Genomic DNA, 25,933 nt, shown 5'->3' on the forward strand with positions numbered 1-25,933 from the left:
CTTTCCTGATTACAGGCCCTACAATTCCGCTATGCGAAAAAAAATTCGAGTCTTTGGGTTGCTGGTACTTCTGCTGGTTGCCGCCATTCCTGTTGCCGGGGCCTGGGTCAGCAGTTATCTGCATCGCCCGCTGGGCGTGTCTGAATCCCGTATTGTGGTTGTCGAGAAAGGGGCGGGCCTGAGCCGTGTGCTGTATAGCCTTCAGCGTGATGGGGTGCTGGGCGATGGCCACAATGCCACCCTGCGCCGTCTTGGCGCGCGTCTCTACAGCAGCTTCACGGGTATGGATGGCCGCCTGCATGTGGGCGAATATCAGCTCGAGAAGGGCGATTCGTTGCTCGCGCTGCTCGAAAAAATGGAGCGTGGCGATGTGCTGCAGCGCAGCGTTACGTTGGTGGAGGGCTGGAACTTTCGTGAACTGCGCGCTCGCCTGGCAGCACAGGATACGCTGACGCAAACGCTGGAAGGCCTGACAGATGAGCAGGTCATGGACAGGCTGGGTCACCCGGAACGTCATCCCGAAGGGTGGTTTGCACCGGAAACCTATTTCTACACCCGTGGCACCTCCGATATCGAATTGTTGGGCTGGGCTATGGAGCGCCAGCAGCAGGTGCTGGATGCAGCCTGGGCCCAGCGCGATGCCGACTTGCCCTATGACACGCCTTATGAGGCGCTGATTATGGCGTCGATAGTGGAAAAGGAAACCGGTGTGCCGGAAGAGCGTGGCGAGATAGCAGGGGTTTTCGTTAACCGGCTGCGCAAGGGCATGCGTCTGCAGACGGACCCTACTGTGATCTACGGCATGGGAGAGCGCTATGACGGCAATATTCGTCGGTCAGACCTGCGGCGTCCTACCCCTTACAACACCTACACCATCTTCGGCATGCCGCCGACACCTATTGCCATGCCGGGCAAGGAGGCGATTCTGGCTGCGGTGAAACCGCAAACCACCGAGTCGCTTTACTTTGTTGCCAGAGGTGACGGCAGTCATTATTTTTCCAAGACTCTGGCCCAGCATCAAAAGGCGGTGCGAGATTATCAGTTGCGTCGCCGCAATGGTTATCGCTCTTCACCGGGAGCAGCCCAATGAGTGGACGCTTTATTACTCTTGAAGGGGGAGAAGGGGCAGGCAAAAGCAGCAATATGGAATGGCTGGCGGAGCAACTGCGCGCCGCTGGCAAGACGGTACTGTTAACCCGCGAGCCGGGTGGTACGCCTTTGGCTGAGTCCATTCGTGAGGTGTTGTTGGCGCCAAGTGACGAAGCCATGGCAGACGACACCGAATTGCTGCTGGTGTTTGCTGCCCGAGCCCAGCATCTGGCTGAAAAAATCCGCCCTGCACTGGCAAGAGGCGAATGGGTGTTGTGCGATCGTTTCGTGGATGCCACCTGGGCCTATCAGGGGGCCGGGCGAGGTCTGGATCAAACCAGCATTGCGGCCCTGGAGCAGCTGGTGGTCGCCGATAGCCAGCCGGATATGACCATTCTGTTTGATATTTCTGTTGAGCAGGGCATGGCCCGGGCGGGTAAGCGTGCTGCTCTGGATCGTATCGAGCAGGAAGACAAGGCGTTTTTCGAGCGTATTCGGGATTGTTACCTGCAGCGTGCAGATCAGCAGCCAGCACGTTTTCGTGTGTTGGATGCTTCCCTGTCTCTTGACCAGGTGCGTGCGCAGCTGGAGCCCGTCATTGAGGAGATGCTGTCATGGCCGTAGCTGCCCGCGTGCAGGTTCCGCTTCCCTGGCATCAGGAAGAAATGGCGCGGTTACTGGATCAGCATCGCCAGAATCGTTTGCCACACGCTCTCCTGATCAGTGGCCCGCGAGGGATCGGCAAGCTGAGGCTGGCGGAATCCCTGGCCCAGACACTGCTGTGTAACAGTGGCAGCGACTTCCCTTGCGGTAAATGTCAGGGGTGCCAGTTGAGTACCGCAGGTACCCATCCTGATTATCATCGCCTCAGCCCGGAGGAGGGCAGCAAGGCGATCAAGATTGATCAGGTTCGCCAGTTGGTCAGTTTCGCCACGCGTACCGCCCAGTACGATGGCTACCGTATTGCGATCCTGTCACCGGCAGAAGCCTTGAACCGCAATGCCCAGAATGCCTTGCTGAAAACGCTTGAAGAGCCGGGCAGCAGGACCCTGTTGATGCTGATCAGTGACCAGCCGACGCTGCTGCTACCGACCATTCGTAGCCGTTGCCAGCAGCGCACCCTGCCTTTGCCACCCAGGGAGCAGGCACTGGAATGGTTACAGGGGCAGGCCAGTGATCCTGGCTCGCTGCTGGATGCTGCTCAGGGGGCACCTTTGCAGGCGCTGGCTCTGGAGCAGGCTGACTGGTTTGCGGACAGAAGTCGTTTGCTGGAAACCCTGGTATCAGTGGCAGAGGGGCGGCAAAGCTCGGCCCAGGCCTCCTCAGTGCTCGCCAAGCATGATCCGATCGAGATGGCGACAGTGATATACGGTTGGTTGGGGCGCAGCCTGAAACAGTCGGTGGCGGGCGAGGAAAGTGCTGATGCGCAGCTGGCTCCCTTGCTGAAACGGCTGGCTATTGCGGTACCGGCCGCTCGCTTGCTGCGGGCTGCGCAACGGGTGCTGGAAGGGCGGCGTGCGTTGCTATCCGGGGCCAATCCCAACAAGGAACTCCTTTACGAGCAATGGCTACTGGTGCTGACTGGCGTTGACGCTGCGCCGACAGGCCACTAATCTTGGTGCAACTTTAATAATAAAGTCGTACTGGCTGCCGTTCTGGCGTTGTGGCCATTAACGACCATGAGGCAAATCTTATGAAGATGCCCGGCGGACGTAGCGGGATTCTTTCCTTGTCCATCAAGGACAAGGCGGTGCTTTATTCGGCTTATATGCCCTTTATCACCAACGGCGGATTGTTCATCCCTACGGACAAACAGTACAAGCTGGGCGAGGAGATCTTCCTGCTGCTCAATATCATGGATGAAGCCGACAAGATCCCAGTGGCGGGCAAAGTGGTATGGATCACCCCCAAAGGCGCTCAGGGTAACCGCAGCGCGGGTATTGGCGTTCAATTCTCTGATCAGGATGATACCGCTCGGGTTACCATCGAAAACCATCTGGCTGGCTCACTGGAGTCTGACCGTCCGACGCATACGATGTAGCACGCCTGACCCTAGAAGCAAAAAAACACCAAAAAAGCGCTGATGCGCTTCGGATCCGAAAGCGGCAATTTCCAGGCAGAGGTTGCCGCTTTTTTGCGTCTGGCATTTGGCGTCATGCGTCCAGCGTCTCCTCTGAATCTGTTACACTTGCCGCCGTAAAAAAACGCCGGAGATTTTCATGTCGTCAGCCACTTTTGTGGATTCTCATTGCCACCTTGATCGTCTGAACCTGGAGGCCCATGGTGGGGATTTCTCGGCCATGATGGCTGCGACAGAGGAGGCGGGCGTCAGCCACATGTTGTGTATCGGCGTGGATCTGGAAACCTTTCCAGATGTGCAGGCGCTGGCTGAACAATATCCTCACGTATTCGCCAGTGTGGGGGTGCATCCGCTGTACAAGGAATCCCGCGAACCGTCGGTGACTGAACTGCTTGAGCGTGCAGCACATCCCAAGGTGATCGCCATCGGTGAAACCGGGCTGGATTACTTCTACGCCAAGGAAGAGCGGGATTGGCAGAAACGCTATTTCATTGCTCACATCCAGGCGGCAAGAGAAACCGGACTGCCATTGGTGGTGCATACCCGTGGTGCCAAGGACGACACGCTTAGTCTGCTGCGTGAGCACGGCGGTGGTGAGGTAAAAGGTGTGTTGCACTGCTTCACGGAAGACCTGGACATGGCACAGCAAGCCATTGAGCTGGGTTTTTATATATCCATCTCGGGTATTGTCACGTTCCGCAATGCGGAATCGTTGCGCGATGTTGTCAGGGCGCTGCCCATTGAGAAGCTGTTGATCGAAACGGATTCCCCCTGGCTGGCTCCCGTGCCCTTTAGAGGCAAGCCCAATGAACCGCGCTTTGTGGCCAATGTGGCCGAATGCGTTGCTGAGCTGAAAGACGTGAGCGTTGAGCAACTTGGAAAAATCACTGCAGATAATTTCTTTACTCTTTTCAGTAAGGCACAACGATGAATATGTTCCTGATACCGGGTCTGGCGGCGCTGGCGGGTGCTGTGCTGGCTGCGCTTGTGGTCTGGCTGCTGGAGCGCCGCCGTCAGGCTAATCTGGCGTTGCAGTGGCAAGAAGAAAAGCACCAATTGCGCGAGCCGTTGGCGCAGCTGCCGTTGCTCAACGAACAGCTGCAAGCGGCGACCCGGCAGCAGCGAGAGATGGAGTCACGGGCACATCAGTTGGCGGCAGAAAAAGCCCGTCTGGAGGAGCGTCTGGCCGGTCAGGAAGAAAAACTGGCCTTCGCCGAGAAAAGCCGTGAGCTACTCAAACAGGAATTCGAGAATCTCTCGGCAAAGATCTTTGAGCAGCGCAGCAAGCAGCTTCAGGAGCAGCAACATCAGGGCCTGGATGGTGTGCTGAAACCGTTCCGCGAGCAGCTCCATGATTTCCGTCGTCGAGTGGATCAGATCCACAGCGATGAAACCCGTACCCAGGCCACCTTGATGGAGCAACTGAGCCAGCTGCGTGGGCTGAATCAGCAAATGCATGAGGATGCCAAGAATCTGACTGATGCCCTCAAGGGACAGGTCAAAACCCAGGGTAACTGGGGGGAAATGATTCTTGAGCGGGTGCTGGAGTCCTCCGGTCTGACTCGTGGCCGTGAGTATGAAACCCAGGTGGCCTTCAAGGATGAGAGTGGTCAGCGTCGACTGCCAGATGCCATTGTGCGTCTACCTGAAAACAAGGATGTGGTGGTGGACGCCAAAGTGTCACTGCTTGCCTATGAACGTCTGTCTTCAGCCTCCAGCCAGGAGGAGCGAGAGCAGGCCCTGCGAGAGCATCTGGCTTCACTGCGAAGTCACATCAAAGGGTTGGATATCAAGGACTACAGCGGCCTGGAAGGCATCCAGAGCCTGGACTTTGTTCTGCTGTTCATTCCCATCGAAGGAGCCTTCATGGTGGCCATGGAGCAGGATTCCAGCCTGTACACCGATGCCTTCGCCCGTAACATCGTGCTGGTCAGCCCGACCACGTTGTTGGTGACCCTGCGCACCATCCAGAATATCTGGCGCTACGAGTATCAGAACCGCAATGCGCTGGATATTGCTGACCGGGCGGGCAAAATTTGTGATCAGGTTTCTCTTATCGATGAATCACTGGGAGACCTGGGTGACAAGTTAAACAAGGCCCACAACGCCTGGGAAACCACCCATAGTCGCCTCACTCAGGGCAGGGGCAACCTGCTGCGCCAGGCCAACCAGCTGATGGATCTCGGTGCCAAGGCTCGCCGTGCATTGCCGAGAGCCGATGATGAGGATGAGCCTGCTTCATCCTGAATCGCTCTGTCGCTGCCCGGTTCCGGGCAGCCTCCCTGTTTGCCCGTGCGCCTGTCGATGTCCTTGCCGGGGAGGGCCTCTCCTTTCTTGCTGCTGCAGCTGACCGATGGGTCTGTCTGACAAGGCTTTTGATTAAATGTAAAAAGCCTGATTTATATACAACTCGTTGAATTAAACAAAATGGCAGTGAATATTTCTATTTTGTGTCGCCAAATGTCACGAAAATGCTGCCAAAAAACGTCAAAGTGACATGACCTGTCAGTCATGAAAAAGTATTAAGATGAACGGTCGTATTATCATCTTAATATCAGAACTACATCACACGTAAAAAGCTTATTCCTTGGCTAGTATCTCGGTGTAACCAATGTCTAGCCTTAGGTATTAACTATGTATCGTTTGATTGTGGTTCTGTTTTTTTACGCGAGCCTGGTTCAGACGGTATCGGCAGCAGAAGCTCAACCCCGCATTATCGGGGGACAGGATGTAACAGCAGTCAGGCCGTGGATGGCCGAGGTGGAAATCAGCCGATCCGGGGATCCTGCGAACTCGTCTACCCTGTGTGGTGGCACCTTGATCGCCCCGCAGTGGGTTGTCACCGCAGCCCACTGCGTGGTCGGGGATGGCGTGACCCTGTCACCCAATATCCTGTTTGTTTCCCTGGGTGGAACCAATCGTTTCGGCAGTGCCCTTGAGCAACATTCTGTGAATGCTGTTCTGGTGCATCCGTCCTATCGCTCTGACAATTACCACAACGACATTGCCTTGCTGCGATTGAAGTCCTCCAGCCAGCTGAAGACCATGGATTTGGCCAAGGCTGAGGTCATCGACTCCGTTGCGGCAAATCCAAAGGAGTCCCTGCTTGCGTTGGGCTGGGGGTATACCAGCAACAAAGACCAGACGCTTTCCGATACCTTGCAGCAGGTGCAACTGGATTATGTCTCCAGTGGCTATTGTGCCAGCCAATGGAGTGAGCTCTGGAGGGGACAGCTCTGTGCAGGGGAAATGGATCCCGCTCCTGTGGCCCAGGATACCTGCCGTGGCGATAGCGGCGGGCCGCTGATCTATAGTCAGGATGGTCAGCAGTGGCTGGTGGGGATCACCAGCTATGGACATGAGACCTGTGCAACCGATGGCATTCCTGCCGTATACACCCGTATTGATCAGTATCTTGACTGGCTGGAAAGTGCCACGTCGGGTCTGTTGGTGGATCTTGAGACCCAGGGCTTGCCTGAAAAACGTTATCTGGCACCGGGCTCAACTCTGACCCTGAATGCCAGCCTGGTGAACCGCAGTATCGTCAATATGGCCACCAATGTGGGGCTGACGGTTCGACACGCGGCAGGCCTGGAAGTGTCCGTTGCGGGCTGGAACTGTACGGCCGCAGGCACGCAACAGACCCGTTGCACTGCGGGCAAGAACCTCTATGTAGGCGATGGTCTGGGTGCCATCACCCTTCGTTTCAGCAATGATGGGCAGGATTGGGCTGGCAATGTGAGCGTGCGCCCTTACAGCGATGGACATGACTACTTCAGTCTGCCGTCCGAGAGCTTCAAGCTGGTTTTCAGTGATCAGCCCGATGTTGTCCTTAACGTGTCCAGCCAGCGTCGTGCCGACGGTAACGTGGTAATGACGGCACGGGTTGAAAACGCGGCAACCCACCGTACCGCTTCACGGGTGCGCGTCGGTTTTCAGATGCCGGACGGCTGGCAGGCCCAAGTGCCAGACAGCTGTTATGGCACGACATTGGTTCAGTGTGGTCTTGGTGATCTTGTTCCGGGTGCCGTTGCAGTACAGCAATTGATTCTGAAGGGAAGCGGAAATGGCCTGGTGTCTGTGAAAGTGTGGACAGACAATGGCGATTTTCCGAGCAATGACAACCAGGCAGCCAGCTATCCTGCGCTCGCCCGTAATGTGGTTAGCAGCAACACGGCTTCCTCTGGTGGTGAGGGTTCCGGTGGTGGTGGCGGAGGTGCTTTGTCCGGTCTGGTGGTGCTACTTCTGGCCGGGGGTGCCATTCGCAGGCGGCTCTACCAGTGACAGGTGGCGCTGGCGCTCTGGCGCCAGCGCGCCCTGATTGCCTTTCCAGGGCACTGCATCAATCCCTTTGGGGATAGCATTGAGCTGAAAAGGCGCCTTGATGATTTCAAAGTAGGGCGAGTGATCAAAGTCAGCTGCGGTGACCGCGCGAGGTTGCAAGCGAAGCAGACGGGCTCCGGAGCCATCTTCCTTCACCAATGGTAATACTGGGAATTGCACGAAACTGAAGGCATCAGCGATAACGGTTCCGCTGAGCGCCTTGATCAGTTCACCGGCCCAACGGCGGAACAGGCTGGAGCGCCAGCGAAGGGGCATCCAGCGCCAGGGCACCAGTGCCATGAGAGTAAGCGCGGCCCAGGAGCGTCCCCCGCCAGCACCAATGCGACTGATGGCATATCTCAGTACATCCTGAGCTTCATTGTCGCTCAAGCCCTGTGCCCGGCACACCCGCATCTGGCGCCCTTCGAGCGCGGATAGGGGTTCTACAATCAAGCCCCGCTCGAGGCTGGCGTCGATCACCAGCTGGGTATCGGGTTCACAGGGGGTGTAATCGGAAAGCAGTGCACGTAGCGCCGGGTCGGCCACATCATGCAGACGACCAACATAAAGCACTGCACGGGCATAACGGCTGTCGCCAATGACCTTGAAGGTCCGGTCTATGCTGCTGTGCCCGGCTACCAATAGCACATCACAGGGACGAATAACTGAACGCAGGCTGTCCAGATCCGCGCTGGGTTGGCCGCTGTGGCTCTCATCCCGCTGGAGCTGACGACAGCACCACTCGTACACCGCCCGCTGTTTGCTCATCTTGGTTCGTTATCCATGATTTGTTACAGAGTGGAGGCAGCTTACAACAGGGCCAGCGCCCGGTCGATGACCGAAAATGCCGTGTAGAAATGGGGTGAGAAGCGTACACCGCCACCCCGTTCTGCACATACCACACCCTGTTGCTTGAGACGGAGGAAGGTATCGGCGGGAACTTCACCTGGCAGTGTAAAGGTCACAATCCCGGCCCGCTGTTCTGGCTGGATCGGGCTCAGCAAGTCGGCACCACGCTGTTGCAAGCCTTCAATCAGATACGCAACCCGCGCCTGCAACTCGGCTTCTACTGTCTCCATACCCACTTCCTGTAACAGCGACAGTGACGCCTCCAGTGCATGGATGCCGAGCATGTTCGGGCTGCCGCACTCAAAGCGACGGGCATTATCTACCACCTGCCAGTCTTTGCGGGTGTAGTCCCCTGCGTTGGCGATCATGTGCCAGCCATGCTGACGCAGGGTCAGGGACGGCTGTACTTCCTTGCGACAGTAAAAAAGTGCCAGGCCTTCGGGGCCCAGCATCCATTTATGCCCGTCGGCCACGACAAAGTCGGCACAGGCCTCGCGGGCATCAAAGGGCAGGGCGCCGAGTATCTGGATGGCATCCACACAAAACAGGATTTGCCGTGCCCGGCATACCTGGCCTATTCGCGCCATATTCATCAGCAGGCCGGTACCGTATTGCACAGCGGAAAGTGAAACCAGTCGGGTTTTGTCGTTGAGGGCGTCGATGATGGCCTGTTCGGGATCATCCACATCCAGATTGACTTCAATGACCTCGACGCCCTGTTCTGCAAGGGCCAGCCAGGGAATGCGGTTGGAGGGAAACTCCTGATCGCTGATTACGATCTGGTCACCGGGTTGCCAGTCAAGCCCCTGGGCTATGACGGAAAGCCCTTCTGAGGTGTTTTTCAGCAGCGCGATTTCATCGGTGTCTACGCCTCCGATCAACCAGGCCAGTCGCTGTCGCAGCCGTTGTTCTACCTTCAGCCACTGTGGGTAATCCCGAGCACCGATGCGGCAGTTGGTATCGGCGAAGGCGTGAACGGCAAGGCGGGTGCGTTCCGGCCAGGGAGCAACCGCAGCATGATTCAGATAAATCAGTTCGTCCTGCTGTGGAAATTCGGGATGATCTGACACTGAGAGACCCATGCTGACTCCTGGCTGGCAATGATACGAGGTGGATGGGTAAACAGTGTGCCTCAGTGATATGCGCAGAAAAAGGGAATACGTTAGAATTGCCGCCATAACACTGGATCGGTGTTGGGCTGGCCTGAAAAGGTTGGCACCGCTGCGGTTCGGGTTATCCTGATGTTGACCGGGAAGTGTCTGCGATGGCCTTGCATACGGGGTATGTGAAGGACAGTTCAGAGGCTCCCAAGCCCTGTCGTGCTCAAGGAGATTTGGATGGGTGACCTGGAAAAAGCCACACGCAAAGCGCAGGAGTTCCGTCAGCGTGAAAGGCAGATTCTTGATGCTGCTCTGGAGTTGTTTCTGGAGGAAGGCGAAGACCGGGTAACAGTGGAGATGATTGCCGACCGTGTAGGGATTGGTAAGGGCACCATCTACAAGCACTTCGAGACCAAGAACGAAATTTACCTGTTGTTGATGATCCGTTACGAAGAGGATCTGGCAGACGTTTTCAAGCAGATATCCGATGCCGACAACAAGGAAAAGCTGGTCCGGGAGTATTTCCGTTTCCGCATCTCCGATCCCAAGCGTTATCAGTTGTTCGACCGTCTGGAAAACAAGGTCATCAAGGACCATGCACTTCCGGAGCTGGTAGAAAAGCTGCACAGCATTCGCGAAGCCAATTTCGCCAGGCTTACCGAAATCGTTGAAGCCCGGGTGGAAGAAGGTTCCCTGGAATCAGTGCCGCCGATCTATCACATCTGTTCCGCCTGGGCGCTGGCCCATGGGGCGGTGGCGCTGATGGAATCGCCGTTTTACAAGCGTTTGATTGATGACAAGGAAGACTTCCTCGATTTCCTGATCGAGATTGGCATCCGCATGGGCAACAAGGGCCAGCGGGGGCCGCGATGAGCTCAGCGGATGATCTGCTTTCCTTGCTTGAGAAAGCAGACAAGGATGAGCAGGGGCTGCCGCCGGTGGAGCAGTGGAAGCCACAACGGCATGCGGACATTGACATGCGCATTGCCCGTGATGGCACCTGGTTCTATGAAGGCTCGCCCATCGAACGCGAACGGATGGTCGCCTTGTTCTCCACGATCCTGTTGCGAGAAGGGGAAGATTTCTTCCTGATCACACCGGTGGAGAAGTTGCGGATTCAGGTGGACGATGCGCCCTTCGTGGCAGGCGAAGTGCAGCAGGTGGACGGCAAACTCGTCTTTACCACCAATGTAGGTAGCCACGTGGTCGCCTCTGCCGAGCACCCTATCCGGGTAGCGACTGATCCTGAAACCGGTGAACCATCCCCCTACATCACTGTACGCAAGAACCTTGAAGCCCTTATTGGCCGCAGTGCTTTCTACCAGCTGATCGACTGGGGAAGGGAAGAGGGTGGCAGGCTGCTGGTTGAGAGTGGTGGGGAGCGGTTTGAGTTGGGCGCTCTGGAAGAGTGAACAGTTAACAGTGAATAGTTAACAGCGAAAGAACGCGGAATAAAGCGGGTTTGCTCTTAAACGCATGAGGCCGCGTCCATTGGTTGGGCGCGGCCTCATGCGTTTAAGATAAAACAACGTTGCTCGCGCAACTGTTCACTGCTATTGATTAAGGCTTACGCTAATCAGCAACAACATCATCAGTACCACACAGGCGCCTTTCCAAAGTCTTAATTCATTCACGCTGTTGTCTTTCGCTGGCTTGGCGCTGCGGACCGGGCGGCGCAGGGCATCCCGGAATTCGGCGGCGTCAGCAAAGCGCTGGTTGGGTTGGCGTTGCAAGCCAATCTGCAGCACGTTATTGATCCACAATGGTACAAAGGCATTCAATCCCTGGAGTGGCGGCAGCGGTTGATGTGAGGCTTTTTCATAGCGGCCATGCCAGGGCAGGGCACCAGTGAGCATCTCATGGATGATCACGCCAACAGAGAACAGGTCACTCTGCTCAGAAGGCGTGGAGCCTTCTACCAACTCCGGGGCACTGTAATCCCGTGTACCCAGGGGGATGCCAGCGTTGACTTGTTCCATGCCGCGGCAATGGCAGCTGCCAAAGTCGACAATTCTGACCAGCCCATTGCTGTCTACCATGATGTTTTCCGGCTTGAGATCGCCATGAATCACATCGGCCCGGTGCAAGGCGCGGATACCATTGAGCAGCTGATCTGCCAGGTACAGCTTTTCTTCGACAGGTGCATCAGGGTGATCCTTGAGCCACTGCTTTAGCGTTACGCCATCGATGAATTCCAGACGCTGATAGAGACAACTGGGATTGTCAGGAAGGGTGAGATAGCGCAACAAATGAGGGTTTCTCAACCGGTTGCCAACCCAGCCTTCCATGACAAAGCGCTCCAGAGAGAAGCGATCATCTTCCAGGTTCACGGAGGGAGTCTTCAGAACAGAGCGTTGTCCATCGGCATCTTCCACCAGATAAAGGTGGCTGCGCACACTGGCATAGAGCTCCCGCAGTACCGTAAAGCCATCGACTCTTATTCCAGGGCTGAGTGGCGGCGGCAGGGGCAGGCTACCTCGCTGACGCAGTACTTCATCCGCACCGGCATCCGGCAGGGCATCGACCACCAGTACCTGGCAGCTGACATTGTCGTCGCTGCCATTGGCGATTGCCGCTTCCACCAGCGCCTGGGAGCAGATCTCAGGTTTGCTGCAGCCCCGGAGAATGCCCTGCATGCGCGAGCGGCTGAGGAAACCATGCACGCCGTCGCTGGTGAGCAGAAAAATATCCCCGACCTGTAGATCACTGCTGCTGTAATCCACATCCAGTCGTGTGTCACCGCCCATGACACGGGTGAGCACCTGTTTGTTATCACCGAGCATACGGCTGTGGTCACGGGTCAGACATTCAAGCTTGTCGTTGCGCAGACGCCAGATGCGCGAATCGCCCACCTGAAACAGGTGGGCGGTTCGTGACCTCAAAATTAGCAGGGACAGGGTGCACAGGTGGCTTTCCCCGGCCAGTGTCTGGCGGCATAACCAGCGGTTGAGTGCTTCCAGTACTTTCTGTGCCGAGCGGGGCACGCTCCACAGCGCCGGGGTGGCGTAATAATCACTGATAAAACCGAGAACGCAGGATTCGGCTGCCTCGCGAGCCGCCCCGGCAGTGGAAAGGCCATCTGCCAGTGCTGCCACAATGCCTTTGGTGCGCATCAGGCTGCCTTCCGGAATCTGCATGGCCAGAGCGTCCTGGTTGTGCAGTTTGGGGCCGCTATCCGTGTACTGGCCAATGCGAACACGAGGGGCCAGATCCGGTTCGTCACCGGAGGATGATGCGGTTACTGGAGTGGTGGGAAGGCTGGCGTTAGATGCGTCCATTATCGGTCCCCGTGTCAATCCTGAACGGCCGGCCCGCAGGCCGGCCAGTCGTTGTTAGCCTACCTTGATAAGCTGAACTTCGCCTTTTTCGTCGATCTCCGCAATATGCCCCTTGGGCTCATCGAGGAACTGGACTGCTGCGAAGGCCACGGCGGCACTGGCAGCAATGACCAGGAAGAAAGTGCTGGGCTCCACAAAGGTGAGTACGGTCAGGAAGATCACCGCCCCGGTGTTGCCATAGGCACCTACCATGCCCGCGATCTGTCCTGTAAGGCGGCGCTTGATCAGCGGTACGGTAGCGAACACCGCCCCTTCACCAGCCTGCACGAAGAAGGAGCAACACATGGTGGCGATCACGGCGAGTGCCAGCGGCCAGGTACTGCCGATCTGGCTCATCAGACCGTAACCCACCATCAGTCCGGCGAGCAGAATCATCAGGGATTTCTTGCGACCGAACTTGTCGGAGAGCCAGCCACCGCCAGGGCGCGCAGCCAGATTCATGAAGGCATAACCGGAGGCCAACAGACCGGCCATCACCGGCTCCAGACCAAAGGTGTCTGCAAAGAACAGTGGCAGCATGGAGACTACAGCCAGTTCGGAGCCAAAGGTCACCAGATAGGAAAGATCAAGAATGGCGACCTGCTTGAAGCTGTAACGGTCATGCTCGTCAACGCCTTCTTTCAGGTGCTCACGGTTCACGCGCCATGCCTGACCAATCTGCACAATGCCCAGGGCAAAGATCAGCGAGGCCAGTACATACTGGGTAGTGGTGCCAAACAGAGACAGGTTGCTGGGGCCAAGACGCCATACAATCACCAGCAGGGCGGCGTACAGCGGAATGCTCATGGCCAGGTAGAAGTACAGATCACGCTTGGTGCTGACTTCCAGCGCGGCACTGCGCTTGGGCTTGAAGTAGGAGGAGCCCTTGGGAGTGTTACGGGCTTTCCAGAGGAAGAAGAAACCGTACAGCAAGGCAATCATACCGGTGCTGGCAATAGCCCAGCGCCAGCCGTCATCACCACCAAACAGCATGGCGACGGAGGGCAGGGTAATGGCTGCTGCAGCGGAGCCGAAGTTGCCCCAGCCGCCGTAAACACCTTCAGCCAGCCCCACTTCGCGAGCGGGGAACCACTCACCAATCAGACGAATACCCACCACAAAGCCGGCTCCCACAAAACCGAGCAGCAGTCGGGTGATGGCTAGCTGCTCGAAGGTGGTGGACATGGCAAATGCCCAGCAAGGGAAGGCGGAGATGATTAGCAAAAAGCCGAACACCTTGCGCGGACCATAACGGTCTACCAGGGAGCCAATGATTACCCGCGAGGGGATGGTCAGGGCCACGTTGAGAATCAGCAAGGCTTTGACTTGCTCGGTGGTGAGGTCAAAGGCTTCACGCAAATGTCCCATCAGTGGCGCATGGGAAAACCACACTACAAAAGTGATAAAGAAAGCGACCCAGCTCAGGTGTAGCAGGCGGATACGCGGTGCAGAAAAATTAAGAAGATTCAGTTTGTCGGCGCTCATGATGACTCCATCCACGGGCGGTTGGTCGATGGCTTGTACAAAGCAATCGCCGTGCCAACAATTAAGTTGCTGATTTTGTTGGGAAATGTTGAGTTTTTGCTGAAAACTTTCGCGATGCCGTGCGGGATCATGAGGCTCTAGGCTGCATGATGGGGCGAAAATGATGCTCGCCATGTGTGCAAAAAAGGAATTTTTGCCGTTTGCTATATATAGGTGCCTGACGAATGCCTCTCAGCTGTGCTTGTTGCTGGTACGGCGATTAGGGGGTGGGTTGGTCTGACTGCCTTGGAATGTTGCGAAGCGCTTTTATTGTCGTGTGTTCCTTATATAGAAGAAGGAGGTCAAGGATGGAGCATTTTGGGGCTTTGTACGGATTGGCCTTCAGAAATGCTGAAATCCGATGGCTGCGCATCCCTGGCGCGCAATTGTGATTCATTGAGGTGCACGAAAAAGTGCATCGTCGTCGTGCATAAACGCATTAAAAAAATGCATCGAAATACATTTTTCTCATAAGAAAACCGGAAAAAATAAATATATTCAAAGGGTTATCAAGTTGGCACAAGCCTTGCTGTAGTGGTGCTGTCAGTTACGCACCGCGAGGGTGAGCCTTATGGCCAAGCAACAACTTCTTTTGATCGGACACGGGATGGTAGGCCAGCGTTATCTGGAAGCGCTGGTTGCCCAGGGTGGCCGTGAGCAATTCGACATCACTGTACTGTGTGAAGAGCCGCTGCCGGCTTACGACCGTGTCGGGTTGACCAGTTATTTTTCCGGCAAGACCGCCGATGACCTGTCGCTGGTGCCGCAGGGTTTCTTTGAAGAACACGATATTGCCCTGAAGCTGAAGACACGCGCTGACAGCATTGATCGCGCTGCCAAAACCGTGACCACCAATACGGGTGAAACCCTGTCTTACGACAAGCTGGTGCTGGCTACCGGTTCTTATCCTTTTGTGCCTCCGATTCCGGGCAACGATCGTGACAACTGCTTTGTGTACCGCACCATCGATGATCTGGACGCCATGATTGCGGCCAGTAAGGGCGGTAAAGTGGGTACCGTTGTCGGTGGTGGCTTGCTAGGTCTGGAAGCGGCCAAAGCATTGCATGATCTGGGTCTGGAAACCCACGTAGTGGAATTCGCCCCGCGCCTGATGGCGGTACAGGTGGATGATTTCGGTGGTGCGCTGCTCAAGGACAAGATTCAGGAACTGGGTGTGACTGTGCATACCAGTACCGGCACCCAGGAAATTGTCGATGGCGAAAGCTGCAAGCACCGCATGGTGTTTGGTGAAGACAAGCATCTGGAAACTGACTTGATTGTTTTCTCCGCGGGCATTCGTCCCCAGGATGCACTGGCGCGGGCCTGTGAGCTGGAGCTGGGCGAGCGGGGCGGTATCGTGGTCAACGATCACTGCGTGACTTCAGATGATGATGTTTATGCCATTGGTGAAGTGGCACTGTGGAATGGCCGTATCTTCGGTCTGGTGGCACCGGGTTACCAGATGGCGGAAATCGCTGCCGAGCACCTGATGAAAAAGACCGACAAGTCTTTCCAGGGTGCCGACATGAGCACCAAGCTCAAATTGATGGGTGTGGATGTGGCTTCAATTGGTGATGCCCATGGCAACACTCCAGGCTGCCGCAGCACCGTGTTCATGGATCAGACCGCTGGCATCTACAAGAAAGCAGTGATCAGTGAGTGCGGCAAGAAACTGTTGGGGGCCGTGCTAGTGGGTGACGCTGCTGACTACGGCAACCTGCTGCAACTGTGCCTGAACGAGATGGATCTGCCCGGCGACCCGGCTGCCCTGGTCGCTCCGGTTTCTGATGGCGCGCCGCTGCTGGGTGCTGATGCGCTGCCCGATAGTGCGCAAATCTGTTCCTGTAACAACGTTTCCAAGGGCGACCTGTGTGCGGCCATCGATGATGGTGCCATGACGGTCGGCGACCTCAAGGCCTGTACCAAGGCCTCTGCCACTTGTGGCGGTTGTTCCGCACTGGTCAAGCAAGTACTGGACAGCGAGCTGGAAAAACGTGGTGTGGAAGTGAACAACCACATCTGTGAACACTTCCCTTACTCCCGTCAGGAAATTTACCACCTGGTACGCGTTGGCCAGATCACCACCTTTGACGAACTGCTTGAGAAGCACGGTACTGGAGACGGTTGCGATATCTGCAAGCCGACGGCTGCATCAGTACTGGCCTCCTGCTGGAACGACTATGTCCTGAACAAACCCCATGCCGGTTTGCAGGACACCAACGATTACTTCCTCGGTAACATGCAGCGCGACGGTACCTATTCCATCGTGCCCCGAGTGGCGGGTGGTGAAATTACTCCAGACAAGTTGATTGTGTTGGGGGAAGTCGCCAAGAAATACGACCTTTACACCAAGATCACCGGTGGTCAGCGTGTGGATCTGTTCGGTGCCCGCGTAGAGCAGCTGCCGGAAATCTGGAAAATCCTGGTGGATGCCGGTTTCGAAACCGGTCATGCCTACGGCAAGTCCCTGCGCACCGTGAAGTCCTGCGTCGGTTCTACCTGGTGCCGCTACGGGGTGAAAGATTCCGTCGGCACCGCCATTCAAGTTGAAGATCGCTACAAGGGCCTGCGTAGCCCGCACAAACTGAAGATGGCGGTGAGTGGCTGTACCCGTGAGTGTGCGGAAGCGCAGAGCAAGGACGTGGGTGTCATCGCCACCGAGAAAGGCTGGAATCTGTATGTGTGTGGCAACGGTGGCATGCGTCCCCGTCACGCCGACCTGTTCGCCTCGGATCTGTCTGATGAAGAGCTGATCAAGACCATCGACCGCTTCCTGATGTTCTACATTAAAACCGCAGACCGCCTGCAACGCACCAGCGTCTGGTTGGAAAACCTGGAAGGAGGTCTGGACTATCTGAAGCAAGTGATTCTGGAAGATTCCCTGGGTATCGGGGAAGAACTGGAAGCGCAAATGCAGCATGTGATCGCCACCTACCAATGTGAGTGGAAGACCACAGTGGAAGACGAAGAAGCGGTGAAACGCTTCAAGCATTTCGTCAACGACGACAGCGCCGACGATAACCTGCAGTACGTACGTGAGCGTGGTCAGCGTCGTCCTGCTTACGAGAATGAACGTATCCAACTGGTTGAGGAGGCATAAGCATGAACAGCGCTCTTGCAGTGGAATGGAAAGCGGTGTGCAAAGTCAGCGATGTGCTGCCTGGCACCGGTGTTGGAGTGCGCTTGCCGGAAGGCCAGGCGGCACTGTTCTGCACTCGTGATGGCAGTTTCTTTGCACTCGATAACATGGACCCGTTCAGCAGCGCCAATGTGCTGAGCAGGGGGCTGCTGGGATCACTGGGAGGCCGCAAGGTGGTGGCCTCACCGATCTACAAGCAGCATTTTGATCTGGAGACCGGTCAGTGTCTCGAAGATGAAACCGTCACCTTGAATGTCTATCCGGTTCGGGTGGAAGGCGACGTCATCGAAGTTGCCACTTCGGCAACTAACTGACCATAAGGGCAAGGCAGTAATGAAGAAACTGGTGGTAATCGGTAACGGCATGGCGGCTGTCCGCCTGTTGGAAGAGGTGACTCGCCTGGCGCCTGATCTGTATCAGATCACCGTCGTTGGCGAAGAACCTTTTGCCGGTTACAACCGGGTCATGCTGTCGCCCTTGCTGGGTGGTGGTACGGATGAATCCGCTATCACCACCCACCCGCACCAGTGGTACCGGGACCGGGGAATTCGACTCATAACCGGTTCACCGGTGGTGGCTATCCGCCGCCACCGTCGTCAGGTGGTCACCGCCGCCGGCCACAAGCTGGACTACGACCGCCTGGTGCTGGCTACCGGGGCTGCGCCCCGCAAGCTACCCGTTGAGGGTGTTGAATTACAGGGCGTCATGAGCTTTCGAGATCTTTATGACGTCCGCAAGTTGTTGTCGCTCTCGGCTGCCCGTGTGGTGGTCGTGGGCGGCGGCTTTTTAGGGCTGGAGGCCGCCGACGCGCTGGTGAAACAGGGACACGATGTGACCCTGGTGCACAGCCGCGGCCATCTGCTGAATCAGCAACTGGATGAAGTTGCCGGTCACCGTTTGCAGGCCGACCTGGAACAGCGTGGCGTGAAATTCGTCATGCAGGCACGCACTGCGTCTCTGCAAGGAGACAGTGACGGTGCGGTGTCGTCAGTGATGCTTGGCGATGGTCAGCTGCTGCCAGCCGACTATGTGGTTCAGGCCGTGGGCATTGTTCCGCGAACTGAACTGGCCGATCAAGCAGGCTTAAGCGTTAACCAAGGTGTCCGTGTGGACGATACCTTGCAAACGTTTGACCCTGCCATTTATGCCATTGGCGAATGCGTGGAGCACCGTAACCGCACCTTTGGTCTGGTGGCACCGCTGTATGAACAAGCGGCGGTGTGTGCCAGTCATCTTGCAGAACTTGGGCACCGTCGTTACCTGTTTGCAGACAGTGCTACCCGGCTCAAGATCTCCGGCATCGACCTGGTGTCGTTCGGCGATTTTGAAGGTGACGGCGAGACCCTGCAGCTGGCGCTGCCGGGCAGCTATCGCCGCCTGCAAGTGGTGGAAAACCGGATCGTCGGTATGGTGCTGTATGGTGATGTCACCGATGCCGCCTATTACGAGAGCCTGTGGCGAGAGCGCACCGACATTACCTCGTTGCGCCAGGTCTTGTTGATGGGTGAGGCGTTCTGCAAGGCAGCAGCCAAGCGCGGTGACGGCGAGGAGGAAATTGCCGCATGAGTAGTATCTGTACCACCTGTCCATACTGTGGTGTTGGGTGCGGTATCCGTACCGATGGTAATACCCTGCAGGGCGATGAGATTCATCCGGCCAATGGTGGCCGCCTGTGTGTGAAGGGTTCCTCCGTACTGGAAACCCTGGGAGACCAGGACAGGTTGTTGTACCCGGAAATAGAGGGTCTTCGCGCCAGCTGGAATCACGCGCTGGATGAAGTGGCTAATCGTTTTCGCCGTATCGTGGATGAACATGGTCCGGATGCGGTTGCCTTCTATGTGTCGGGTCAGCTACTCACTGAGGATTATTACGTCGCCAACAAATTGATGAAGGGCTATATCGGTAGCGCCAACATCGATACCAATTCCCGGCTGTGCATGAGCAGCGCGGTGGTGGCCCACAAGCGTGCCTTTGGTGAGGACGTGGTGCCCGGTTGTTATGAAGATCTCGAGATCGCGGATCTGGTGATTCTGACCGGCTCCAATACCGCCTGGGCACATCCTATCGTGTATCAGCGGATTGCGGCGGCCAAGCAGGCGCGCCCGGAAATGAAAGTGGTGGTGATCGATCCCCGTCGCACGGCCACCTGTGATCTGGCGGATCTGCACATTGCCGTGCGACCTGGTCAGGATGTTCCTTTATTCAATGGCCTGCTCACCTGGCTGGACGATCACAACGCGTTGGACGGTGAGTACATCGCGGCACACACCAACGGCTTTGATGCAGCGCTCAGCACGGCTCGCGAGCAGGGCAATGACTGGGATGCACTGGCGAGTCAACTGGGCGTGTCCAAGGTCGACCTGACGACCTTCTATCACTGGTTTGCCACCTGCGACAAAACCGTCACGGTGTTTTCCCAAGGGGTTAACCAGGCGCGAAATGGTTCCGACCAGGGTAATGCCATTATCAATGCGCATTTGGCCACTGGCCGTGTAGGTAAACCGGGAGCCAGTCCGTTTTCCATTACCGGCCAGCCCAATGCCATGGGCGGCAGGGAAGTGGGAGGCCTGGCCAACCAGCTGGCTGTGCATCTGGATATTGATAACCAGGAGCATCATGCAGCGGTGGCCGATTTCTGGCAGACAGAAAACCTGGCTCGGGAAAATGGTCTGACAGCGGTTGATCTGTTCAATGCGGTGGAAAGTGGTCAGGTCAAAGCAGTCTGGATTATGGCTACCAATCCGGTGGACTCCCTGCCTGAGGCGGATCGCGTGCGCCATGCATTGATGGCATGCGATACCGTGGTGGTGTCTGACTGTGTGGCCAGTGGCGATACCCTGGCCTGTGCTGACATTCGTCTCCCGGCGCTGGGCTGGGGAGAAAAGTCCGGCATGGTTACCAACTCCGAGCGCTGTGTGTCACGCCAGCGGCCTTTTGTTCCGGCTCCGGGGGAAGCGAAAGCCGACTGGTGGATCATCACCGAAGTGGCCCGCCGTATGGGTTACGCTGATGCGTTCGGTTATCAGCACGAACATGAAATTTTTGCCGAGTATTCGGCGCTCACTGCACTGGCTGGCCGGTTTGGTAAGCGGCTTGACCTGACAGCGGCTGCAGAAATGAGCGCCGACCAATATGAAAGCTGGGAGCCGCAACAGTGGCCCCTGCAAGCTGATCCTCGCTGTTTCGGGGATGGCCAGTTTGCGACCCCTGATGGTCGCGCACGTTTTGTGGCGTGCAAGAATCCGGTGGTTCACAAGATGGGTGACGCCTACCCGGTGATCCTCAACAGCGGCCGTATTCGTGATCAATGGCATACCATGACACGCACCGGCAGAGCAGGGCGGTTGTTCGCTCACCTCAGCGAACCGTTTACTGCCCTCCACCCCAAAGATATTGAGCGTTACCGGCTCACGGATGGCGGCTTTGTCCGCCTGACCAGCAAGGTTGGTGATGCTCTGGTGCGGGTGAAAAGTGATGCCGGGCAACGCCCCGGTACGGCTTTCATGCCCATGCACTGGACTGATCAGTTTTCTCGCCGCGCCCGGGTTGATGCCCTGGTGCCGGCACGTCTGGATCCGCATTCCGGCCAGCCGGCGTTCAAACATACGCCGGTTAATGTCAGCGACTGGCAACCCCGCTGGCATGGCTGGTTGTTCACGGCGGCAACCCCGCCCGCCGTGGAGTACTGGGCCCGAGTTCCCGTCGATGCATTTTTGCAGGCGGGCCAAGTACAACGCTATCGGCTGGCCGGCGATGCGGACCTAACCGAACAACAACTCCATGAATGGATGCCAGAGGCAGCGCAGTGGTTGGCGCTGAATGATCCCTCCACAGGCCATTTTCGCCGTGCTGCCCTGGATGCCGATGGCAAACTGATCGCGTGGCTTGCCATCGGCGAAAGCCTGCCGCTGTGTGATGTGGAATGGCTGGCCAGCTGCTTTGCGGATGAACAGGACGTGCAACCCCTGTCCATCCTGGCAGGGCAACCCGCTGATGCCGGTCCGGATCTCGGGCCTGTGATCTGCAGTTGCCATCAGGTGCGGCAGAAAACCATCGAAGCAGCGGTAGAAGAGGGTGCCGATACGGTGGAGGCGATTGGCCAGTGCTGTAAGGCCGGCACTAACTGTGGCTCCTGCATTCCGGAGTTGAAAGGGCTGCTGGCTACCAGCGCTGTCTGATTCTGTAACATCCCGCCCCGACAGTCATCGAAGTGCAAATGTCTGTCGGGGTCTCCATGAAAAGTCTCAAATCTCTGTTTATTTCTGGTCAAATTACCTTGGCGGTGGGTTCTGTCGCGGTGGCGATCTGGCTGACCATTGTGGGCAACCCTTATGGATTGGCCTTGTTGTTACCTGCACTGCCGCTCCTGATATTCCTGGCACGGCTCTTCCTGTTTCCTCCGGCACGCACCAGTACCAATCTGCCGTGGGTATTCTGGCCGACGCTCGTTGGGGCGGTGGTGGTAGTGGTTTTATTCGCTGGCGGAAAAGCATGCTGGTTGATGAGTTCCCTGGCGGTACTGAATCTACTGGGGGTGTACCTGTACATCCGCTGGTACAGCCGTTATCAGCAACGTCCGCTGACTGCTGAAATTGGCAAGGTGCTGCCCCCTGTCAGCTTTTCGGACCTGAATGGCAACTTGGTCACACCGGAATCTTTTGCCGGTCACCCCGTGATTCTGATGTTTTATCGCGGCAACTGGTGCCCACTGTGCATGGCGCAGATTCGTGAGATTGCTGAACAGTATCAGTCATTGCAGGAGAAAGGTGTGCGGGTGGCACTGGTCAGCCCTCAGTCCCATACCCAGTCTGCTGCATTGGCGAAACAGTTTTCAGTTCAGTTTGATTTCCTTCGTGATGACAATAACCAGTCTGCAAGAACACTGGGAATTATCGATGAAGGCGGTACACCGGCGGGGCTGGAGGTGTTGGGGTATGACAGCGACACCGTCATGCCGAGGGGGTTGGGGGATGACAGCGACACCGTCATGCCGACAGTACTGATTCTGGATCGGGAAGGGCGATTGGTTTACCAGCATCTCACCGATAATTACCGAGTCCGCCCGGAGCCCTCTCTCTTTATGGCGGTACTCAAGGAAAAAGGCTTAATCTGAATTCGCGAGCAGCAGAGGCCAAAGCCAGGACCCCTGCTGCTTATTCCCTGCCTTTCAGTGACAGTTTGGGCAATTTGCTGCCGCATTGTTTGCAGAATCTCGCATCCGGGTCGTGGGAGTGCCAGTGGCATTCGGTGCACTCGCGCTCATATTGCATGCTGTGCCGAGCCGCAGAGATCTCGGCTGTGACGATACCAGTAGGGACCGCGATGATGGCATAGCCTGTGATCATGGCCAGTGAAGCAATCAATTGCCCCAATGGCGTGTGTGGAGAAATATCCCCGTAGCCGACAGTGGTGATGGTCACGATAGCCCAGTAAATGCTTCTGGGGATGCTGGTGAAGCCGTTCTTTGGCCCTTCCACCACATACATGACACTGCCAAAAATAACGATCACTACGAACACCGAAAACATGAAGATAGCGATCTTGCGGCGGGTGCGCACCAGGGCGAGCCCGAGCTGATTGGCCTCGCCCATGAACTTGACCAGCTTCATGACCCGGAATACTCGCAGTACCCGTAGCGCGCGGATAGTAAGCAGGTAATTGGAGCCGGCGACGATCAGGCTCAAATAGGTGGGAATAATCGAAAGCAGGTCGACAATGCCGTAAAAACTGCGTGCATACCGCAATGGACGTTCACTGACCCACAGACGGATTCCGTATTCCAGAGTGAACAAAATGGTGAAGAACCACTCGGCGGCATACAGCCAGGTACCATAGTCCAGATGCAGGCTGGCGACACTGTCCAGCATCACCGCAACGACACTGGCCAGAATGGTAACAATCAGGATTACATCAAACAGCTGACCCGCCGGCGTGTCAGTGCCGAAGATAATATGTCGCCAGCGTTCTCGCAGACTTTCCATGCAGGTTCCTGATCCCGTGAAATCAACAAAGCTGCCGCTATTGTGGCTTGTTACGCATCGGATGACCACTTAGTCTATGAACCAGAGGCGCAACCATCATGAAGAAAAACAACAATACTCTGTTCCCGGGAAATAGCTGGCAGGGCAAAATTGTCACGTCTGTCATGCGTACTCTTATCAAACCCGTGGTTAGCCGCGTGCGTTTCAGTCGGCGTTTCATGAAGTTTTCCCAGCTGGGGTTTGATGCTGTGACGTTGGCTCTGCCAGTACATTCAGACGTCCATATTTCCCCGGCGCTGGTGGGCGGCGTGCCTGGAGAATGGCTTATCGCTGGGCGGGGCGTCCGTTCTAACCGGGTAGTGCTTTATTTTCATGGCGGCGCTTACTTTTTTGGTTCTCCCCGTTCACACCGTGCCGTTACCTGGCGGATGAGTCAGTATTGCAAAGCGAAAGTATTGGCCCTGGATTATCGCCAACCACCTGACTGGGCGTATCCTGCACCTATTGATGATGCGGTTCGCGCCTACAAAGCGTTATTGGCGCTGGGCTACAACCCCGATCATATTGTCTTCGCTGGAGATTCTGCCGGAGGCAATTTGTCACTGGTGACCATGCTGCGGTTACGGGAACTGGGTCTGCCATTGCCATCCTGTGGTGTGTTGATCAGCCCCTGGGGCGATCTGACATGCTCCGGAGACAGTGTGGCAACCAACAGTGACAGAGACCCGTTGATTCCCATTGGCGCCCTGAGTTTTGTCTCCCGTTCCTACAGTCGTGAGCACGATCCGGCGTCTCCTCTGCTTTCGCCGGTCTTTGCGGATCTTACCGGCTTGCCTCCGTTGCTGGTGCAGGTCGGTAGCACAGAGGTGCTGTTGAGTGATTCCGAGCGCGTGGCCGCGCAGGCTGAGAAAGCAGGGGTGCACTGTCAATTGCAAGTCTGGGAAAACATGCCTCATGTGTTCCATGCGTTGGCCTCCTGGTTGCCAGAGGCGCAACAGGCATTGCAGGAAATCGGAGCTTTTGTGCACGAGCACCTGAGTCAAAGAGATGAGGGGGGACACGTTCGCGCTCATGCCCAAGTGGTACGAGGCCGCCAGTAACTGCTGCAGGCGGCGATCAAGGAGTTTTCGAAGGCGAAGGACCATTTCACCGGCCTGCATGTCTGATTTTTTGCAGTGTGTAGTTTTGAGTCCCATGCCGACACCAAGTGGTTACGCTGGCTACGCTTGGTTACACACTATCAACCGCCGCGCTCTACAGTAGATTGCACATCCCACCCATAGTCCACCATGCACGCTTCCTTAATAGATGCAATCACAGCGCTTTACAGGGAAGACATAACGACAAAGCATGATGGAGGGGTTCGTCTTGGCTAATCAACTCAAACTCATGGTAGGCACCAGCGCCCTTGCGGCGATGCTGGCGGCTTGTGGTGGTGGGGGCAGCAGTTCCGCACCTGCTTCAGACGCCAGCGGCGCAACAGCACGCGCGTTGCCTCCAGAGATCGCAGAAATTATCGATCAGGAAAATCCACTCACCGACGCACTGTGTCCTTTGACCAGTGCTGCGCCTGATGGGGCCGGTAATATCGACCCGCAGGCCTGTCTGGATGAAGGGGAAGAGGGTGCAGAGGAAGATAGCGGCTATGAGCTATCCTTGAATCCTCTGGTTCAACAATTCTGTCCGGAAGCGGCGCAGGCTTTTGATGCGACGCTTACCTTCAACGGTGAAATGCTGGATCAGGATTTCATCTACGATACCGACACCTCCTTTGATGGCAGTGCTACCTTCCCGGCAGCCTGTCTGCAGGAAGCGGCAGGGAACTTTGGTGAATTCGGTGACTTGATTGGTGGGTCCAATCCGCTTACCGATGCTATCTGCCCGGAAGAATCCGCAGATGGAGAAGTGGATCCGGCCAACTGTTTCGCCGAAGCCACTGCGAACGGCGGTCTTCCCGGTGGCGGTGGTGGCGATCTGCCAGGTGCCGATCAGCTGACCGAGCAGCTTTGTCCGGAAGCCGGTGCGGGGGAGTTCAATGAAGAGACCCCGGTAAACTGTCTGAATGAGGCCAGCCGTAATTATGTGGCGATCTACGACATGCTCACCGAGAGCAATGCGCTGACTCAACAAATCTGTCCTGAAGATTCTGCTGATGGCCGCATCGATCCGCCAGCCTGCTTTACTGAGGCGCTGTTGAGCCAGGGAGGCTTCCCCGGTGATGGCGGTGGAGATGGTGGAGATGGTGGCGACGGTGGTGGCGATGCCAGCAACCCGTTTGCGCCATTGCTTGAGCAATTCTGTCCTGAAACAGCCGCTACGCCTGTTGGTCCAACCACCGCGTTTGACTGTCTGGCTGAAGCGGGTGGGAACTTCCAGGACGTTCAGGATCTGTTGTTGGGTTCCAACCCTCTGACCGAGCAGCTTTGCCCGGCAGCGGCGGCGAACAGCCCAATTGATCCTGCCGCCTGCTTTATGGAAGCCGCGGAAGGGCTCGCGCCGGGCGGCGGCGGTCTGCCGGGGGCTGATGGCAA

At 56.7% G+C, this 25,933-nt stretch carries 20 protein-coding genes and 1 pseudogene; 16 read left to right on the plus strand and 5 right to left on the minus strand.

The features are described from left to right. Positions 1–31: 31 nt before the first annotated feature. The 7 genes from mltG to Y5S_RS14660 all read left to right on the plus strand — a co-directional run bounded on the left by mltG (position 32) and on the right by Y5S_RS14660 (position 7,453). A complete protein-coding gene (gene mltG, locus Y5S_RS14630) occupies positions 32–1,090 on the plus strand; it encodes an endolytic transglycosylase MltG (RefSeq protein ID WP_035233970.1) in 1,059 nt (352 codons plus the stop codon). Beyond that, the gene (gene tmk, locus Y5S_RS14635) at positions 1,087–1,713 is read left to right on the plus strand and encodes a dTMP kinase (protein ID WP_035233971.1); all 627 of its coding nucleotides are present in this window, start codon (positions 1,087–1,089) and stop codon (positions 1,711–1,713) included. The genes mltG and tmk overlap by 4 nt, the downstream gene beginning before the upstream one ends. Beyond that, complete coding sequence (locus Y5S_RS14640) at positions 1,704–2,702, plus strand: DNA polymerase III subunit delta' (protein WP_035233972.1); 999 nt, start codon at positions 1,704–1,706, stop codon at positions 2,700–2,702. The genes tmk and Y5S_RS14640 overlap by 10 nt, the downstream gene beginning before the upstream one ends. Before the next feature lie 80 nt (positions 2,703–2,782). Then, entirely contained in the window at positions 2,783–3,130 is a 348-nt protein-coding gene (locus tag Y5S_RS14645) for a PilZ domain-containing protein (protein ID WP_035233973.1), read from the plus strand. A gap of 178 nt (positions 3,131–3,308) precedes the next feature. After that, positions 3,309–4,100 (plus strand): TatD family hydrolase, encoded by a 792-nt coding sequence (locus tag Y5S_RS14650; protein ID WP_035233974.1) that lies wholly within the window; start codon positions 3,309–3,311, stop codon positions 4,098–4,100. Beyond that, positions 4,097–5,416 (plus strand): DNA recombination protein RmuC, encoded by a 1,320-nt coding sequence (gene rmuC / locus Y5S_RS14655; protein WP_035233975.1) that lies wholly within the window; start codon positions 4,097–4,099, stop codon positions 5,414–5,416. The genes Y5S_RS14650 and rmuC overlap by 4 nt, the downstream gene beginning before the upstream one ends. 387 nt (positions 5,417–5,803) lie before the next feature. Further along, positions 5,804–7,453: a S1 family peptidase gene (locus Y5S_RS14660; protein ID WP_035233976.1), complete on the plus strand. Its 1,650-nt coding sequence runs from the start codon at positions 5,804–5,806 to the stop codon at positions 7,451–7,453. Here Y5S_RS14660 and Y5S_RS14665 read toward each other — a convergent pair. Further along, a complete protein-coding gene (locus Y5S_RS14665; protein ID WP_035233977.1) occupies positions 7,409–8,260 on the minus strand; it encodes a hypothetical protein in 852 nt (283 codons plus the stop codon). The genes Y5S_RS14660 and Y5S_RS14665 overlap by 45 nt on opposite strands. Before the next feature lie 41 nt (positions 8,261–8,301). Then, positions 8,302–9,423 carry an aminotransferase class V-fold PLP-dependent enzyme gene (locus Y5S_RS14670; RefSeq protein WP_035233978.1) on the minus strand — a complete coding sequence of 374 codons (1,122 nt, stop codon included), beginning with the start codon at positions 9,421–9,423 and terminating at the stop codon, positions 8,302–8,304. A 255-nt stretch (positions 9,424–9,678) separates the two neighbouring features. Here Y5S_RS14670 and Y5S_RS14675 point away from each other — a divergent pair, with 255 nt between their 5' ends. Continuing rightward, a complete protein-coding gene (locus Y5S_RS14675; protein WP_035233979.1) occupies positions 9,679–10,314 on the plus strand; it encodes a TetR/AcrR family transcriptional regulator in 636 nt (211 codons plus the stop codon). Then, positions 10,311–10,853 carry a DUF1285 domain-containing protein gene (locus Y5S_RS14680; protein WP_035233980.1) on the plus strand — a complete coding sequence of 181 codons (543 nt, stop codon included), beginning with the start codon at positions 10,311–10,313 and terminating at the stop codon, positions 10,851–10,853. Before Y5S_RS14675 ends, Y5S_RS14680 begins: the two co-directional genes overlap by 4 nt. Before the next feature lie 141 nt (positions 10,854–10,994). Here Y5S_RS14680 and Y5S_RS14685 read toward each other — a convergent pair whose 3' ends face one another. Both Y5S_RS14685 and Y5S_RS14690 read right to left on the minus strand, forming a co-directional pair. Continuing rightward, complete coding sequence (locus Y5S_RS14685) at positions 10,995–12,719, minus strand: bifunctional protein-serine/threonine kinase/phosphatase (RefSeq protein ID WP_052041628.1); 1,725 nt, start codon at positions 12,717–12,719, stop codon at positions 10,995–10,997. Positions 12,720–12,773: 54 nt separating this feature from the next. Continuing rightward, a complete protein-coding gene (locus Y5S_RS14690; protein ID WP_197055159.1) occupies positions 12,774–14,243 on the minus strand; it encodes a NarK family nitrate/nitrite MFS transporter in 1,470 nt (489 codons plus the stop codon). Positions 14,244–14,853: 610 nt separating this feature from the next. On the opposite strand from Y5S_RS14690, the gene nirB reads away from it, so the two are divergent. The 5 genes from nirB to Y5S_RS14715 are packed head-to-tail and all read left to right on the plus strand — an operon-like array spanning position 14,854 to position 22,534. Next, on the plus strand, positions 14,854–17,382 hold the full coding sequence (gene nirB, locus Y5S_RS14695; protein ID WP_035233981.1) for a nitrite reductase large subunit NirB: 2,529 nt from the start codon (positions 14,854–14,856) through the stop codon (positions 17,380–17,382). A gap of 2 nt (positions 17,383–17,384) precedes the next feature. Then, positions 17,385–17,735: a nitrite reductase small subunit NirD gene (nirD, locus tag Y5S_RS14700; RefSeq protein WP_035233982.1), complete on the plus strand. Its 351-nt coding sequence runs from the start codon at positions 17,385–17,387 to the stop codon at positions 17,733–17,735. Between the two features lie 19 nt (positions 17,736–17,754). After that, entirely contained in the window at positions 17,755–18,987 is a 1,233-nt protein-coding gene (locus tag Y5S_RS14705; RefSeq protein ID WP_052041629.1) for an NAD(P)/FAD-dependent oxidoreductase, read from the plus strand. After that, positions 18,984–21,599 carry a nitrate reductase gene (locus tag Y5S_RS14710; protein ID WP_035233983.1) on the plus strand — a complete coding sequence of 872 codons (2,616 nt, stop codon included), beginning with the start codon at positions 18,984–18,986 and terminating at the stop codon, positions 21,597–21,599. Before Y5S_RS14705 ends, Y5S_RS14710 begins: the two co-directional genes overlap by 4 nt. 56 nt (positions 21,600–21,655) lie before the next feature. After that, positions 21,656–22,534, plus strand: a complete 879-nt coding sequence (locus Y5S_RS14715; RefSeq protein WP_035233984.1) for a peroxiredoxin-like family protein — start codon at positions 21,656–21,658, stop codon at positions 22,532–22,534. Positions 22,535–22,574: 40 nt separating this feature from the next. Here Y5S_RS14715 and Y5S_RS14720 read toward each other — a convergent pair whose 3' ends face one another. Continuing rightward, positions 22,575–23,402 (minus strand): ion transporter, encoded by an 828-nt coding sequence (locus tag Y5S_RS14720; protein WP_035233985.1) that lies wholly within the window; start codon positions 23,400–23,402, stop codon positions 22,575–22,577. A gap of 98 nt (positions 23,403–23,500) precedes the next feature. Here Y5S_RS14720 and Y5S_RS14725 point away from each other — a divergent pair, with 98 nt between their 5' ends. Further along, complete coding sequence (locus Y5S_RS14725) at positions 23,501–24,502, plus strand: alpha/beta hydrolase (protein WP_035233986.1); 1,002 nt, start codon at positions 23,501–23,503, stop codon at positions 24,500–24,502. A gap of 268 nt (positions 24,503–24,770) precedes the next feature. Beyond that, a pseudogene (locus Y5S_RS14730) lies at positions 24,771–25,933 on the plus strand (hypothetical protein); the annotation flags it as partial.

Source organism: Alcanivorax nanhaiticus, assembly GCF_000756665.1.
In the GTDB taxonomy this organism is placed as follows: domain Bacteria; phylum Pseudomonadota; class Gammaproteobacteria; order Pseudomonadales; family Alcanivoracaceae; genus Alcanivorax; species Alcanivorax nanhaiticus.